The organism is Diaphorobacter ruginosibacter, from assembly GCF_040396215.1.
Classification (GTDB): Bacteria; Pseudomonadota; Gammaproteobacteria; order Burkholderiales; family Burkholderiaceae_C; genus Diaphorobacter_A; species Diaphorobacter_A ruginosibacter_A.
This window is the reverse complement of the sequence record NZ_JBEBOW010000025.1, coordinates 1-13,996: the sequence shown is the minus strand read 5'-3', so window position 1 is coordinate 13,996 and position 13,996 is coordinate 1. Positions and strand designations below refer to the sequence as shown.

The following is a 13,996-nucleotide window of genomic DNA, read 5'->3' as shown; positions in this document are numbered from 1 at the left end:
CCCTGGGCTAGGTTGTCAGCCCTCGTTGAAACCAAGACAGCTTTTATTTTCCGGCCTGTCTCAGCTAGCTGATGCTCTACCAAACACGTCGACTGACAGCCCTTACCCCATCATTCATCTGCAATACGGCGCGCCCTGAAAAAGCACAACTATTCGACAGCAAGCCGTAGCAGCACCGCCGCTCAATAACACTGCCTGACATCACCCGCCAAAGTTTGCGCTGACCGAAGTAGCTTCAGCGGCTCAAAAAGCTGGTCCCTATCTTGAAAGCCAGAGCAATTCAGCAACTAGAGTGCTTGGTGTCTGGAGAAATGTCCATTCAGTTCTGCATCCAACGCGCGCGGCGTAAGGGGGAACGCAGGATTTCTTCCTGCTCCACGACTGTCTGCAGACCGGGGCCTATGTCGAAGAGCACATAAAACGGTTGCGTCGGTTGTTTGAAGGTGAGCGTGGAGCGTGTGTCGAGCCTACCGTCAAGCAGGGTTTCGCCGCTGTGCGCGATGACCTCCATGCGTGCGCCGGGCATCTCCTCCCCGTCGTTGTTGGCTCCGCGGCAGCGCACTGTTTGCGTGTCCAGCATGACGCAACGGGCCACGGGCTCGTGCGCTGCGACATGAAGGGACGCGCATGCAGCGCATAAGCTCAGCAGGCAGCGCAGGATCCTGCGATCAGGGTTGTGCATGGGACTCGTTCCTTTGTTGTTCAAACCATGCCACAGTGCCGGGAGAGACTTGATCCATGCGCCAGGAGGTCTGATGCACAGTGCCATCCTTTCCGGTCACGGTCAGCCACAGTTCGCTGTCGGCGCGCAAGGTGTCTGGCAGTGGGATTTCGGCCCGACGCTCCCAACGCTGCCCCATGAAACCCATGCCCGTCGCGCGCGGGCTGCGCGGCCGGTTGACTTTGAGCGTCGCCAACCGGATGTGCTGGTCGCATGCATCGCAGAAACGCAGGCGGAACTCCTTCATCGGGATGTCCATGTCCACAAGCTTGGGCGGGTTGCGGTCGGATTCGACCAGCGTGAACGTCCACGGGCCGGCCTGCCCCGTGAGCGCGTAGCTGCGTTCGAGCGGCGGTAACTGCACGCGCGCAAGCCCGGTGGCGAACACGATGCTCGTGGCGAGCAACAGCAGCGCCGCGATGCTCCTCGCGCCGCGTCGCGGGGGCGAAGTCGGGGATCCATTCCCTGCCCCCTCATTTGACTGGACTTGGCGCTGCGGCTTGTCTCGCGCGGGCGGCTGCCACGGCCAGCGCGGGAAGGCGAAAACCCACGCGAGCGCCGCGATGCTGAGCCAACCCAGCCACAGCACGATGCCGACACCCGCGTCAAACGCGGTGACGGCACAGGCCAGCGAGAGCGCCAGCAGCAGCCATCCCGCTACGCGCGCAAAACCTTGCCAGCGCCGCGGGGGGATGCGGCCCAGCAGATGCCCGCCGTGCCGCTCAGTCGCAAAGGCCAGCGACAGAAACGCCAGCAAGCCCAAAGCGAGCACGAGCAGATGCGTGCCGGTCAACGCGTCGGGCGTCATGTCTTGCCTCCCGCGTGGATGGCCCAGGCCGTCGCCGTGAGCACGGCCGTCGTCGCAGCCACGCCCATCCATGCGCGCGTGGCACTGCGCGTGGTGAATACCCAGATCACCGCGACGGCATAGACAGCAAAGCCGAGCATACTGGCCCAGAGCAGCGCCTGCGCGCGCGTGGCCGGCCAAAGCTGAGCCATGAGCACCGTGGCGGCGGACGCGAGCGCGTAGCCGCCGAATGCTGCGGCCGCCACACGCGACGCAACGGCCAGGCGATAGCTGGTCGGCATGGTCTTGTCCTGGCTCATGCGGCCTCCTTTGCCGTTGCGGAATGTGGTTGATCGATAGTTCGGGAAGCAGGCAGCAGACGCCGGCTCACCTTCACGGCCATCAGCGCGAAAAGCGCGGCCAGACCGAGCTGAGTGAGATCGAAACCGGCAAACACCCAGTCTCCAGCCGCGAGGCTGTTGACCAAATGGCGGTCGGTGGTAAGCGCGTTGATCACCGGCACCAACGCGAACGCAAGGCAACTGCCCCACAGCAACTCCACCCAGGCGCGCGCGAGCGGCCGCGCCATCGCGTAGAACAGGGTGCCCAGCCACGCAGCGAACACAGCGTGGAACTCCCATGCCGAGCGATCCGCGATCTCCAGCGGCAGCAGCCGGTTGGCCCAGAAATACGCCGCGAGCGCCAACGGCAGACCGGCGATGGTCGCCACGTTCAATATCTCCACCAAACGCACGCCGAAACGCTCGTCAACTTCCCTGCCGCTTGCCAGATGGTGCCTGCGGCGCTTGACGGTCCAGAGCACCAGTCCCGTGCCGATCATCGCGCAGCCGAGCAGCCCCGCGGCAAAGTACAGCCAGCGCCCCCAGATACCCGCGAACAGGCCCTCGTGAAGATTCAGCATCACGCTCTGCGTGAGTCGCGCGTCGCCACCGGGATTGGGCTCCTCGGGGAGCGCTGCGCCGGTGTCGGCATCGAATCGCAGCTTGGCGGGATTCCAAAAATCCAGTTGGCTGTCCTGCGCATGGGTGATGACGATTTCCGCGACCTCGCCGTCACCCACATGCCGCTCGACGACGACGGACGCGATGCGGCCAGGTCCCCACCGCTTCTCGGCCTGATCCGCGAGTGCGACGATGTCCGCCTTCGGGCGTGCAAACGGCGCATGGGCATGGCGGTCGAGCAGCTCGTCATAGAAGGCCTTGTTGGCAGCCTGAGTGCTGCCGTACTGCACGTCGCGCCCGGCAGGCAGGTAGGTGAAGAGAAAAAACACCAAACCGCTGTAGGTGATCATCAGAAAGAATGGCAGTGCCATCACGCTGACAGCGTTGTGCGCGTCGAGCCAGCTGCGCTGGCCCTTGCCGGGGCGGAAAGTGAAGAAGTCCTTGAAGATCCGCTTGTGCGCGACCACGCCGCTGAGCATGGCCAGCAACATCAGCATGGTGCAGATGCCGACCAGCCGAATCGCCCAGTCATAGGGCAGATAATGCAGCATGTAGTGCATGCGGTAGAGGCCGAACCCGCCCGCCGTGGCGCGCGGCTGCGCCTCGCCCGGCAGCAGCGCGCCGGTCAGAGGATCGAGGCGCTCGTTGCCGCTGACGCCGCGCTCATGACCGGGCCTGGGTGCTTCTTCCCAGCGGATCGAAAACTCCTGCCAGCCGCGCGGCGACAACGATTCATGCGGCAGCGTGATGCGCCAGCTGTTCGCCGCAGGCGCTAGCTGTTCGAGACGGTCCAGCGCCCTGCCCAGCACCTGCGCCCTGTCGGCCTTGGGAATCTCCACACGCTGCGCCTGCGGCCGCTCTGGCTGCATCCAGCGCGTGATGTCGTACTGGAAATAGCCCGGCGTGCCGGTCGCGAAGACGAAAAACAGCACCCAGCCCACCACCAGGCCCGTCCAGGTGTGCAGCCAGGCCATGCATTGGCGAAAGCCTTCCTTCATCGCCGAGACTCCCCTGTCTCCGGCTCAGTCAGGCTTCTTTTCGAATGCGTCGGTTCAGAAGTCATACCGCATGCCCACGTTCACGCTGCGTGGCGCGCCCCAAGTGTAGAAAAGCCCCGACGCGCTGAAGTTGGTGAGTCCTGAAAGATATTGCTTGTCGAACGCGTTGTTGATGTTCAGGCTGAACGAGAGATGCGAGTCGACCTGATAGCGCGCCATCAGGTCGAACAGCGCATAGGCGTCCTGCGATAACGTGGCGGCGCTGTTGTTCACCGAGGTCTTGCTCTGCCAGCGCGTGGATGCTCCCACGGTCAGGCCGCGAAGGTCGCCGTCGAAACGGTAGGCCGTGCCGAGCTTGAACTGGTGCTTGGGATACTTGCTCGCATTGTTGAGCGAGCTGTCCTGCTGCACCAGACTGCCCTGCGCCTGCCAGCCGCGCGCGAGTTCGCCCGACAGCTCGAGCTCCCAACCGCGCCGGGTGGCCGAAGAGACCGCGCGGTAGGCAGTATCGCCGCCGGGCGTGAGTCCGCCGCTTTCCTCCGCCGTGTTCTTGGTCTTCATCCAGAAGTGGGCGATGCTGGCGTTCAGGCGCTTGTCGAAGAATTCGCCCTTGGCACCGATCTCGTAGGTGCTGCCCTCTTCGGGCTTGAGCGTGGTGCCGCGTTCGTCCTGCGCGGTCTGCGGCTGGAAGATGCTGGCGTAGCTCGCATACAGCGACACGTTCGGATGTACCTCATAGACCAGTCCCGCATACGGCGTGACCACGCCGTTTTCCTTCATGTCGTAGTTCCACCAGAACGGCGTGATGTCGCGCTCTTCAAAGCGTGTGATGCGCAGCCCGGCGATCACCTGCAGCGGATCGGTCACGCGGAAACGCCCGGCCGCATAGGCGTAGCGCTGCTTCTGGCTGAAGCTGTTGTCGCCGTAGTTCAGCTTGCTGTAGTCGGGCATGGGCAGCGCGGCGCCGCCCTGGGCCATGCTCACGCCGAGTTGGTCGAGCGGCACCAGATTCAGCGAGTTGAGCGGCAGTTGCACATTGCTGTAGAAGCGCGAGATGCCCGCTCCCGCAAGCAGCTCATGCGAGCGGCCAAGCAGATCGAACGTGCCCTTGACATCCAGATTCACGGTCCAGTTGTCGGTCTCCATGTTGCGCCAGCGGCCGAAGCTCGCGCGGTCCTGGTCGTAGTAGTAGCCCGCGATCATGTCGTCCATGGTCACGCGCTGGTGCGAAAACTTGAGGGCCGCCGTCCAGTCATCGGCAAGGCGCTGTTCCAGACTGCCGAACAGGTTCAGCCCCTTCTGCTCGTAGCCGCCCCAGGGCGCGCCGGTGTTGAACGAGCGCGGCATCCACGCCACTTCGCCGCCCGCGCGCGTATAGCGCTGGATGGGCTGGGTCGTGCCTATGCCCTTGGCGTCGCGCTCGCGGTAGGTCAGGCCGACGTTGAGCAGCGTGTCGGGCGTGATATCGGCCTCCAGCGTGCCGAACAGCATCTTGCTGCTGGACTTTTCATAGTCGCGAAAGCCGCCCGAATCCATCGCCGACGCCACCAGCCGGCCACGCACCGAACCCGATTCGTTGAGCGGCCCGCCCACATCGGCCTGCGCGCGGTAGGTGTCCCAACTGCCCGCGTTGGCACGCACATTGGCCTGAAAATCCCGCGTTGGGCGCTTGCGGATCATGTTCACGGTCGCGCCGTAGTTGCCCTTGCCGACCACCAGCCCGGACGAGCCCTTGAGCACCTCCACACGGTCGACCTCGGCCATGTCGTCAAGCGAGAACATGGTGCTGGTGAGGTAGTACCAGCCGCTCGTGACCTGCGCCATGCCATCGGTCTGCAGGTTCACGCTGGTGCCGCGCGCCTGAAAATCCGAGGCGTTGTTCTGACGGTAGACCGCGATGCCGGGCGTCTGCTCCATCACGTCGGTCAGCGTCTCGAGCTTGAAGTCGTCCATGCGCTGGCGCGTCATCACCGAAACCGACTGCGGCGTTTCGCGCAGCGACAGATTCAGCCCGGTGGCAGTGCGGCTCGGGCCTTTTTGCGTGTAGCTGCCTGTGCCTTCGGATGCTGTGCCCGCATCCGCCTTGGCGGTGACGGTGACCATCCCGAGTGCAGTGGCGTCTGCCGCAGCGGGCGGGCTCACCTGCGCATCCGCCCTGCGCGCGCGCAGCCCGTAGCTGCCATCGGCCTGCACAAAGGCCTCCAGCCCCGTGTTGGCCAGCAATGCCGATAGTCCGGCCGAGACACTGTAGCTGCCCTTGAGCCCCGCCGTATTCTTGCCCTCGGCCATGCTGCCGTTGCCGACGAGATAGATGCCGGCCTCCGCCGAAAACCGTGTCAGCGCCTGGCTCAGCGGCCCTGCGGGAATGTCGTAGCTGCGCGCGGTCTGTGCTGCCGTTGTCGTCTGTGCGAGCGCAATCGGCGCATGGCTGATCGCGCCGATGCCGCTGGCGACGATCAGCAGCGGAATCGCCAGCTTGCGGGTTGAATGGTTCTTGCTGCGCGGCTTGTTGCTGATGGCGCGCTTGGCTCTGCGTACGGACATGGACGGCTTGCTCCGGCTAAGGAAAAGGGAATGCGATGAGGCGAAATCCCCATCGCCAGCCAGCCGCGTGCCCTGGCGTGAATGAGCACGGGATGGCTTGGCGATGAGGTCTTCTCATGGAACAAAACCAACGAGACGCCGAAACCCGGAACCTGAAACCGAAAAAAACTGAAAAATATTTGAAAGACGCGGAATCAGCGCCGCGCCTCGATGCTGGTCCACCACGGCAGCGGCTGCGCGATGCGCACGGGCAGCGCAGACGCGAGCATCTGCAGCGCCCGGTCCGTGTCGTGCGCCGGAAAGCTGCCGTAGACGACCAGATCGGCCACGGAATCGGCAACGCCCAGATGGCCCTTGCGATAGCGCCCGAGCTCCTGCACGAATTGCCCAAGAGGCAGGTTGTTGGCTACAAGCGAGCCCTGGGTCCACACCTGGCGCGCCACGTCGGCCGCGTCGGTCTGCGCGATATCGTGCATCGTGAATGATGTCTGCTGGCCCGCGTCAACGACCAGCGCCGCGTCCGACGTCGCGGTGCGGATCTCGACCGATCCTTCGTAGACAGACAACTGTGTGCTCGATTCGCCCAACTGCACATTGAACCGCGTTCCCAGTGCGCGCATACGGCCCTGGCGCGTCTGCACCAGCAGCGGCCGTGGGTCCTTCGCGGTCTCGACGAACACCTCGCCGGAAATCAGCACGATGCGGCGCTCCAGCGCCCCGAACCGGACATCGACGGCGCTCGCGGTGTTGAGCCACAGGCGCGTGCCATCGTCCAGCGTCATCTGCCGCTGCTCGCCCGTCGCGGTGCGCACGTCGGCGGCCAGCGCCATCACGCCATCAGGCACCCAGGACTGACGCCAGCACAGCGCACCGACCACGCCGCCGCTCACCAGCAGCGCCACGCTCGCGAGCACGCCGCGACGGGCGCGCAGCCGCTCGTCCACCGCGCGGAGCTGCTGCGCGACATCGCGCGCCTGCGGCAGCGTGCGCACAGGCTCGAACGCACGGCTGATGTCTTTTACGTACTCCCAGGCCCGCGCGTGCGAGTCCGCCGCCGAAACCCAGACCTGCCACGCGGCCCGCTGGCGCGCGCTTGCCTTGCCGTCACGCAAACAAGCATACCAATGCGCCGCCTGCTCCAGATCCGCGTGCGACGGCATGGAAGAAGCGTCGGCGCTCGCGCCCTGCCCCAGCTTCATGCAAGCATCCCGTCCTGCCGAAGCTCGGCGGCGGTCTGACGGGCGTTCAGAGAAAGGCAGGCGAGCATCGCCTGCGCCACATATTTGCGCACCATGCGACCCGAGATGCCAAGCTCCGCGCCCACCTCGTCGTCCGTCATGCCGCACACCACAGCCAGCGTGAACGCCCGCGCCGCCTTGGGCGACAGCGACTGCAGCGTGCGCACGATCTCCTCCAGTGCCTGCAGCACGACGGCCTGGCGCTCGGCCGACGGATAGGTCGCCTCGGGCGTCGCTGCCAGAATGTCGAGCCAGGCGCGCTCGATCTCCTGCCGATGCCAAAGATTAATGCACAGGTTCTGCGCGGTGGTCCGCAGATAGGCGCGTGCCTCGCCTACGCTGCAGAAGCGACGCTGCGTCTTGCCGATGAGCATCCGCACAAAGGTGTCGTGCGCCAGATCGGCCGCCTCCGCCGCCGACCCCAGCCGACGGCGAAGCCAGCCCATCAACCAACTGTGATGATCGACATAAAGCGCAGCGATCTCGGCGTGCGGCGGACTGGAGGCAGTGGACATGGCGGATGCACCGACGGTTCCAACGCCGATGTCTTTGCAAATGAGAATCAGTTTTATTATTGTATTCCAAAATTACAAAGACACGGTCGGCCCAGATGCCGGCAAAGACGACGACTACAGGCGTTGCTGCCGCTGGTCGCGTCCATCATCTGTTCACGATTTAATGAGCGGCTGTGTCTGCGGCTCCAAGCGCGCCCAGGGTTCTTGAGTCAATGTTTGAAGTATGTAGTCTATGAGGATTTGAACACGAAGGGGACGTCTGCGGCCAGGCGGAGCCACAATATGAAGAGCCAGAGGTTCAATTTTCCATGTCTCCATTGCCGTCTCCAATTGTCCGGACTGCAAATCATCCCAGACGAGAAATTCGGGTTGGAGAGCTATGCCAAGCCCCGCCAATAATGCGAAATTCAGTGCTTCCGCATTATTGGACCGCATTTGAACAGGAGCGACCTGGGTGAAATTTCCGTACTCTTCGTGGGAGAAATTCCATCCTTTCCTACCATGGGCATACGCATATCTTAAAGTCCTGTGGTTGGCGAGATCACGAGGATGTTGCGGTTTTCCATGTCGCCTGAAGTAAGTTGGAGAACCTACTAACAGAACCCGTATCGGGCACAACCGCCGAGCGAGGAGCGTGGAGTCAACCAAGGCGGCAATGCGTAAAGCAAAATCGAATTTCCCCTCGATAAGATCCACTTGTTTGTCGGAAAAATCCACATCCATCTCCACATCAGGGTGCATGGTCAGGAAATTCGACAAAATGGGGGACAGGCGGCTAACTCCAAAAGACATTGGCAGCGATATCCTAATCAGTCCTCGCAGGCTATTGGATTGTTCCGTGATCTCTGCTTCAATGGTCTCTCCATATTCAAGAATGGATGCAGCGCGTTCAAGCGCAGCCAGGCCCGTTTCGGTCAGAGAAACGCTGCGCGGCGTGCGCTGAAGGAGCATTACATTCATGCGTGTTTCCAGTCTTGAAACCGCTTTCGAAATGGTCGCTTGCGATAGGTTGAGCTGCATTGCCGCTCGGGCAAATGAACCTGTTTCAGCCACCTTGGCAAAAATGGCCCATGCCTCAAAATCAGGGAGTGTTTTCTTCATTTTTCGATGACCATTGCCTTGGCGGGCTTCGGTGATATCAGGGCCTTTGTCTGGATGGCATCTGGAGGCATAGCTTTTCTTTATATAGTAATCGATGAACGCATGACTGGTAAAAACGGAAACTCTGATATTCGATTCACTACATCTGCAGACCTGACGCCCCTCAGTAGACTGAGGCATTGTCGTACCGGAGCGGCCAAGATAGTCTCAAAAAAGCACGGGGTTATGCTGCGCGCCCCGTTTGCGTGTGGTTCTGGCGGTGTTTTCCCCGCCTTGAATCAGGTGCTCCAAGCAGCGTTCCAGATCGCCACATTTCACTCACTACTCCTGAAGCGAAAACCTCATGTCCTCCAAATACACCGAAATCCTGACCCCCCAGAATAGCCAGATCATCTTCATCGACCAGCAGCCGCAGATGGCCTTCGGCGTGCAGTCCATTGATCGCCAGGTGCTGAAAAACAATGTGGTCGGCCTGGCCAAGGCTGCCAAGGCCTTCAATATCCCGGCCACCATCACCACGGTGGAGACCGAAGGCTTTTCCGGGTACACCTATCCTGAGCTGCTGAGCGTGTTTCCGGATCACCGCATCCTGGAACGCACCTCAATGAACTCGTGGGATGACCAGAACGTGCGCGACGCGCTGGCCTCCAATGCCGCGCAGGGCCGCAGGAAGATCGTAGTCTCCGGTCTATGGACAGAAGTCTGCAATACCACATTCGCACTGTCGTGCCTGCATGACACCGACTATGAGATCTACATGGTGGCCGACGCCTCCGGCGGCACTTCGACGGATGCGCACAACTACGCCATGGACCGCATGGTGCAGGCCGGTATCGTGCCAGTGACCTGGCAGCAGGTGCTTCTGGAGTGGCAGCGCGACTGGGCTCGCAAAGACAGCTATGACGCGGTGATGAACATCGTGCGCGAGCACTCCGGAGCCTACGGCATGGGTGTGGACTATGCCTACACCATGGTGCACAAGGCCCCCGAGCGCGTTCAGCATGGCGAGCGTATCGGGCCCAATCCCGCCAAATAAGGCCTTGACCGCCGCTCCGCAACTGGCCCGATACAGGCCTCGGAGCCATCCATTTCCCGCCCCCGAGGCAAGCAATGAAACTCTATCTGTTATCACTCGGCGCAGGCATTCTGGTTGGCATCGTCTACAGCCTGCTGAGCGTGCGCTCGCCCGCGCCGCCGTTGGCGGCGCTGGTCGGCCTGCTGGGTATCCTCGTGGGCGAGCAGATTATTCCCATGGGCAAGCAGTTGCTGCAAGGCACGGCCTTCAGCGCCGCGAGCGGGAAAGAGCAGGCCGCCAGCCCTGAGCTCAGCCAACCGCCCGGCCGCACCGCGAAGGCCAAGGGCGAGCAGATATAGCTGGTATTACAGGAGAGGAACATCACCATGTCCGATCATCCCGACATCATTTTCCGCAACGGCCAGATCATGACACTGGAGCGCTCCAAGCCGGTCGCCAGCGCGGTTGCCATCCGCGAAGGCCGTTTCATTGCCGTGGGCGACGACGAAGATGTCATGCCGCTGGCGGGAAGCGCCACCCGGATCATCGATCTCAAGCGCAGGCAGGTGCTGCCCGGCCTGTTGGACAACCACACCCACGTGGTGCGCGGAGGCCTGAGCTACAACCTGGAACTGCGCTGGGACGGTGTGCGTTCGCTGGCCGATGCGCTCGACATGCTCAAGTACCAGGTGTCCATTACCCCGGCGCCGCAATGGGTGCGCGTGGTGGGCGGCTTCACCGAGCACCAATTCGTCGAAAAGCGCCTGCCCACGCTGGAGGAAATCAACGCCATTGCGCCCGATACGCCGGTGTTCCTGCTGCATTTGTATGATCGCGCGCTGCTCAACGCGGCCGCGTTGCGCGCCGTGGGTTATGTCAGGGACACGCCCGAGCCACCCGGCGGCGAGATCGTGCGCGATGCCTCGGGCAACCCCAAGGGTCTGCTGATCGCCAAGCCCAATGCCACGATCCTTTATGCCACGCTGGCCAAGGGGCCTAAGCTTCCGCTTGACTACCAGGTCAACTCCACGCGCCACTTCATGCGCGAGCTCAACCGCTTGGGCGTGACCGGCGTGATAGACGCGGGCGGCGGCATGCAAAACTATCCCGAGGACTATGAGGTCATCCAGAAGTTGGCTGATGCGAACCAGATCACCGTGCGCCTGGCCTACAACCTGTTCACGCAAAAGCCCAGGCAGGAGAAGGAGGACTTTCTCAAGTGGACTTCCTCGGTCAAATACAAACAGGGCAACGACTACTTTCGCCACAATGGCGCCGGCGAGATGCTGGTGTACTCGGCCGCCGATTTTGAGGACTTCCGCCAGCCGCGCCCCGACATGCCGCCGCAGATGGAAAGCGAGCTAGAAGATGTGGTGCGCGTGCTGGTGCAGAACCGCTGGCCATGGCGCCTGCACGCCACCTATGACAAAACCATCTCGCGCGCACTCGACGTGTTCGAGAAGGTCCACCGCGACACGCCGCTGACCGGACTCAACTGGTTCTTCGACCATGCAGAGACCATCTCCGACGAGTCCATCGACCGCATCGCTGCTCTGGGCGGAGGCATCGCAGTGCAGCATCGCATGGCCTACCAGGGCGAGTATTTCGTCGAGCGCTATGGCGCACGCGCTGCCGAGGCCACGCCGCCCATCAAACGCATGCTGGAAAAAGGCGTCAAGGTCTCGGCTGGTACCGACGCCACGCGCGTTGCTTCATACAACCCCTGGGTATCGTTATCTTGGATGGTCACGGGCAAGACGCTGGGCGGCATGCAGATGTACCCGCAGTGCAACCTGCTGGACCGCGAGACCGCCCTGCGCATGTGGACCGAGAATGTTGCCTGGTTCAGCAACGAGGAAGGCAAGCGTGGCCGCATCTCAGTGGGTCAACTGGCGGACTTCATCGTGCCGAGCAGGGACTACTTCCGCGTGCCCGAAGACGATATCGCCTTTCTCACCTCCCACCTGACCGTGGTCGGCGGCCGCGTGGTCTATGGCGAGGGCGAGTTCGCGGAGCATGACGACAACCCGCTGCCGCCGGCCATGCCCGACTGGTCGCCCACGCGCACCTTCAAGGGCTATGGCGCCTGGGGCAAGCCCGATGGCGCTGGCCGCAATTCGCTGCAGCCGCTGAACTACCGCAACATGGCCGCCTGCGGTTGCGCCACCAGTTGCAATCTGCACGGCCACAGCCATGCCGACGCTTGGGCGTCGAGCGTGCCGGCCTCCGATCCGAAGAGCTTCTTCGGCGCCCTGGGCTGCTCGTGCTGGATGGCCTGAAGCCGCGAAGCATCTGAGCGCTGCGATGACAAGCCTTCGCCTTCAAGACCGCCTGCCCGTGATGGCAGGCTTCATCTTCGGCAGCGCAGCCGTGCGCTGGCTTGCCTGCCTGGGCCTGTGCGCGGCCTACCTGCAGGGCGGCCTGGTCAAGCTCACCGATTTTTCCGGTGCCGTCGACGAGATGCAGCATTTCGGCCTGGCGCCAGCGCCCTGGCTCGCGGTGCTGGTGATCGTGTTGGAACTGGGCGCCTCAGCGCTGGTGCTGACCGGGCGGCTGCGATGGCTGGGTGCCCTGTTGCTCGCGGGCTTCACCTTGCTGGCTACTTTTCTGGCGCTGCGCTTCTGGGAACTGCCTGCGAGCCAGGAGCGTTTCATGGCGAGCAATTCGTTTTTCGAGCATCTGGGGTTGATTGGCGGCTTTCTGCTGGTAGCCTGGCAGGACCTGCAAGACAGAAAGGTTTCATGATGGCTGCCGACAGCGTATCTCCATCGCCATCGCCGGGGCAGGCCCCCGGCCCATGGGCACAGTGCCGTGCGCCCGCATTGCTCACTATCGTAGGCGGCGCCATCGACACCATCGGCTTCATCGCTCTGCTGGGCTTTTTCACCGCCCATGTCACCGGAAACCTGGTGGTGGCGGGCGCGGCTTTCGTCAAGGGAGGGGCAGGCCTGTGGATCAAGTTGGGCGCGGTCCCGCTGTTCATCATCACGGTCATGCTCACCAAGGTGTGGATAGACCACAGCAGCCAATTCAACCAGCCGCACAGGACCTTGGGGTGGCTGTTCGTGGCAGAGGCTGTATTCCTCACCGCCTTCATGCTCGCAGGCTTGCAGTTCGAGCCGTTTCGCGACCCGAATGCAGGCGAACTGGCTCTGACCGGCGGCCTGGGCTTGATGGCGCTGGCGATCCGCAACACGGCCAGCAAGACGCTGATCAAGCACATCAGTCCCAGCACCATGATGACGGGCAATACCACGCAGTTCGGTATCGATCTGTCCCATTACGTGCGCAATCCCGGCCATGAGCAGGCACAGGCTCTTTTCAAGAGCGCCAGCATCGTGGGCGGCTTTGTGCTGGGCGCCTTCATGGGCGCCGTACTGTACATGCGCTATGGCTTCTGGAGCGTGCTGCCTTTCATGCTGGCCATTCTGTATCTGGCCGGCCGGTCCTTTCGCAAGCAGTCCATCTGATGTTGGCCCCGGCCATGAACAAGAGCCGGCTGGAGTCCTTCAGCGACGGCGTCATCTCGGTTAGCCTGACGCTGATGCTCTACCAGATCCAGCTGCCGTCAGAATTTACCTGGAGCGGGCTATGGAAGGAGGCGCACAACTTCTTCGGCTATGTCCTCAGCTTTATCTATGTCGGCATCTACTGGAACAATCACCACCACATGTTCCAGGTGGTGCGTGGCATCGACGGCCGGATTATGTGGGCCAATCTTAACTTGCTGTTCTGGCTGACCATGATTCCCATCACCACCACCTGGGCCGGCAAATCAGGGCTACTCGCGTTCCCGACCGCGCTGTATGCCGGGGTGCTTTTCATGTGCGCGGCCTCATACTGGATGCTGGAGCGCATCATCATCCTCTCGGAGGGCACAGACTCGGCGCTTGCGAGCACCATCGGCAAGGACCTGAAGGGAAAAATCTCCCTGCCCGCCTACGCCCTGGCCATCATCGTCAGCTTCTACAGCACCATGGCGGCATTTACCATTTTCACCGCCATGGCTGTGCTCTGGTTCCGGCCCGATTCACGTATCGAGAAATACCTGGCGCGGCAAGGCGGCACCCAGCCTTGAGCGCCTGGTTTTCCTGGGGATTTGCATGTGCGGCAAC

14 protein-coding genes are annotated in these 13,996 nt (G+C 62.6%); 6 read left to right on the top strand and 8 right to left on the bottom strand.

The annotated features are described in order from the left end of the window. Nucleotides 1-319: 319 nt before the first annotated feature. The 8 genes from ABWP92_RS05220 to ABWP92_RS05185 form a co-directional block, all read right to left on the bottom strand. Entirely contained in the window at nucleotides 320-682 is a 363-nt protein-coding gene (locus ABWP92_RS05220; RefSeq protein ID WP_353234303.1) for a hypothetical protein, read from the bottom strand. Further along, nucleotides 669-1,529: a DUF3325 domain-containing protein gene (locus tag ABWP92_RS05215; RefSeq protein ID WP_353234302.1), complete on the bottom strand. Its 861-nt coding sequence runs from the start codon at nucleotides 1,527-1,529 to the stop codon at nucleotides 669-671. The genes ABWP92_RS05220 and ABWP92_RS05215 overlap by 14 nt, the downstream gene beginning before the upstream one ends. Then, a complete protein-coding gene (locus tag ABWP92_RS05210) occupies nucleotides 1,526-1,828 on the bottom strand; it encodes a DUF3649 domain-containing protein (protein ID WP_353234301.1) in 303 nt (100 codons plus the stop codon). Before ABWP92_RS05210 ends, ABWP92_RS05215 begins: the two co-directional genes overlap by 4 nt. After that, entirely contained in the window at nucleotides 1,825-3,468 is a 1,644-nt protein-coding gene (locus tag ABWP92_RS05205) for a PepSY-associated TM helix domain-containing protein (RefSeq protein ID WP_353234300.1), read from the bottom strand. The genes ABWP92_RS05210 and ABWP92_RS05205 overlap by 4 nt, the downstream gene beginning before the upstream one ends. 54 nt (nucleotides 3,469-3,522) lie before the next feature. Next, nucleotides 3,523-6,012, bottom strand: a complete 2,490-nt coding sequence (locus ABWP92_RS05200; RefSeq protein WP_353234299.1) for a TonB-dependent siderophore receptor — start codon at nucleotides 6,010-6,012, stop codon at nucleotides 3,523-3,525. Between the two features lie 194 nt (nucleotides 6,013-6,206). Continuing rightward, nucleotides 6,207-7,211 carry a FecR domain-containing protein gene (locus ABWP92_RS05195; protein WP_353234298.1) on the bottom strand — a complete coding sequence of 335 codons (1,005 nt, stop codon included), beginning with the start codon at nucleotides 7,209-7,211 and terminating at the stop codon, nucleotides 6,207-6,209. Then, complete coding sequence (locus ABWP92_RS05190; protein WP_353234297.1) at nucleotides 7,208-7,765, bottom strand: sigma-70 family RNA polymerase sigma factor; 558 nt, start codon at nucleotides 7,763-7,765, stop codon at nucleotides 7,208-7,210. Before ABWP92_RS05190 ends, ABWP92_RS05195 begins: the two co-directional genes overlap by 4 nt. A gap of 153 nt (nucleotides 7,766-7,918) precedes the next feature. Continuing rightward, complete coding sequence (locus tag ABWP92_RS05185) at nucleotides 7,919-9,046, bottom strand: LysR family transcriptional regulator (RefSeq protein ID WP_353234296.1); 1,128 nt, start codon at nucleotides 9,044-9,046, stop codon at nucleotides 7,919-7,921. Nucleotides 9,047-9,209: 163 nt separating this feature from the next. Here ABWP92_RS05185 and ABWP92_RS05180 point away from each other — a divergent pair, with 163 nt between their 5' ends. From ABWP92_RS05180 to ABWP92_RS05155, 6 genes are all read left to right on the top strand, one after another. Next, nucleotides 9,210-9,902 (top strand): hydrolase, encoded by a 693-nt coding sequence (locus ABWP92_RS05180; RefSeq protein WP_353234295.1) that lies wholly within the window; start codon nucleotides 9,210-9,212, stop codon nucleotides 9,900-9,902. 74 nt (nucleotides 9,903-9,976) lie between these two features. Then, nucleotides 9,977-10,240, top strand: coding sequence for a XapX domain-containing protein (locus ABWP92_RS05175; RefSeq protein ID WP_353234294.1), 264 nt, complete (start codon nucleotides 9,977-9,979; stop codon nucleotides 10,238-10,240). Nucleotides 10,241-10,267: 27 nt separating this feature from the next. Further along, entirely contained in the window at nucleotides 10,268-12,160 is a 1,893-nt protein-coding gene (locus ABWP92_RS05170; protein ID WP_353234293.1) for an amidohydrolase, read from the top strand. Between the two features lie 25 nt (nucleotides 12,161-12,185). Further along, entirely contained in the window at nucleotides 12,186-12,626 is a 441-nt protein-coding gene (locus tag ABWP92_RS05165) for a DoxX family protein (RefSeq protein ID WP_353234292.1), read from the top strand. 77 nt (nucleotides 12,627-12,703) lie between these two features. Next, the gene (locus ABWP92_RS05160) at nucleotides 12,704-13,351 is read left to right on the top strand and encodes a YoaK family protein (RefSeq protein WP_353234291.1); all 648 of its coding nucleotides are present in this window, start codon (nucleotides 12,704-12,706) and stop codon (nucleotides 13,349-13,351) included. Continuing rightward, the gene (locus ABWP92_RS05155; protein WP_353234290.1) at nucleotides 13,351-13,959 is read left to right on the top strand and encodes a TMEM175 family protein; all 609 of its coding nucleotides are present in this window, start codon (nucleotides 13,351-13,353) and stop codon (nucleotides 13,957-13,959) included. The genes ABWP92_RS05160 and ABWP92_RS05155 overlap by 1 nt, the downstream gene beginning before the upstream one ends. The last annotated feature ends 37 nt before the right edge of the window (nucleotides 13,960-13,996 follow it).

Excerpts from the sequence above, each read along its gene's own strand:
- ABWP92_RS05220 (WP_353234303.1), bottom strand. The coding sequence starts at position 682 with ATGCACAACCCTGATCGCAGGATCCTGCGCTGCCTGCTGAGCTTATGC.
- ABWP92_RS05215 (WP_353234302.1), bottom strand. The coding sequence starts at position 1,529 with ATGACGCCCGACGCGTTGACCGGCACGCATCTGCTCGTGCTCGCTTTG.
- ABWP92_RS05210 (WP_353234301.1), bottom strand. The coding sequence starts at position 1,828 with ATGAGCCAGGACAAGACCATGCCGACCAGCTATCGCCTGGCCGTTGCG.
- ABWP92_RS05205 (WP_353234300.1), bottom strand. The coding sequence starts at position 3,468 with ATGAAGGAAGGCTTTCGCCAATGCATGGCCTGGCTGCACACCTGGACG.
- ABWP92_RS05200 (WP_353234299.1), bottom strand. The coding sequence starts at position 6,012 with ATGTCCGTACGCAGAGCCAAGCGCGCCATCAGCAACAAGCCGCGCAGC.
- ABWP92_RS05195 (WP_353234298.1), bottom strand. The coding sequence starts at position 7,211 with ATGAAGCTGGGGCAGGGCGCGAGCGCCGACGCTTCTTCCATGCCGTCG.
- ABWP92_RS05190 (WP_353234297.1), bottom strand. The coding sequence starts at position 7,765 with ATGTCCACTGCCTCCAGTCCGCCGCACGCCGAGATCGCTGCGCTTTAT.
- ABWP92_RS05185 (WP_353234296.1), bottom strand. The coding sequence starts at position 9,046 with ATGCCTCAGTCTACTGAGGGGCGTCAGGTCTGCAGATGTAGTGAATCG.
- ABWP92_RS05180 (WP_353234295.1), top strand. The coding sequence starts at position 9,210 with ATGTCCTCCAAATACACCGAAATCCTGACCCCCCAGAATAGCCAGATC.
- ABWP92_RS05175 (WP_353234294.1), top strand. The coding sequence starts at position 9,977 with ATGAAACTCTATCTGTTATCACTCGGCGCAGGCATTCTGGTTGGCATC.
- ABWP92_RS05170 (WP_353234293.1), top strand. The coding sequence starts at position 10,268 with ATGTCCGATCATCCCGACATCATTTTCCGCAACGGCCAGATCATGACA.
- ABWP92_RS05165 (WP_353234292.1), top strand. The coding sequence starts at position 12,186 with ATGACAAGCCTTCGCCTTCAAGACCGCCTGCCCGTGATGGCAGGCTTC.
- ABWP92_RS05155 (WP_353234290.1), top strand. The coding sequence starts at position 13,351 with ATGTTGGCCCCGGCCATGAACAAGAGCCGGCTGGAGTCCTTCAGCGAC.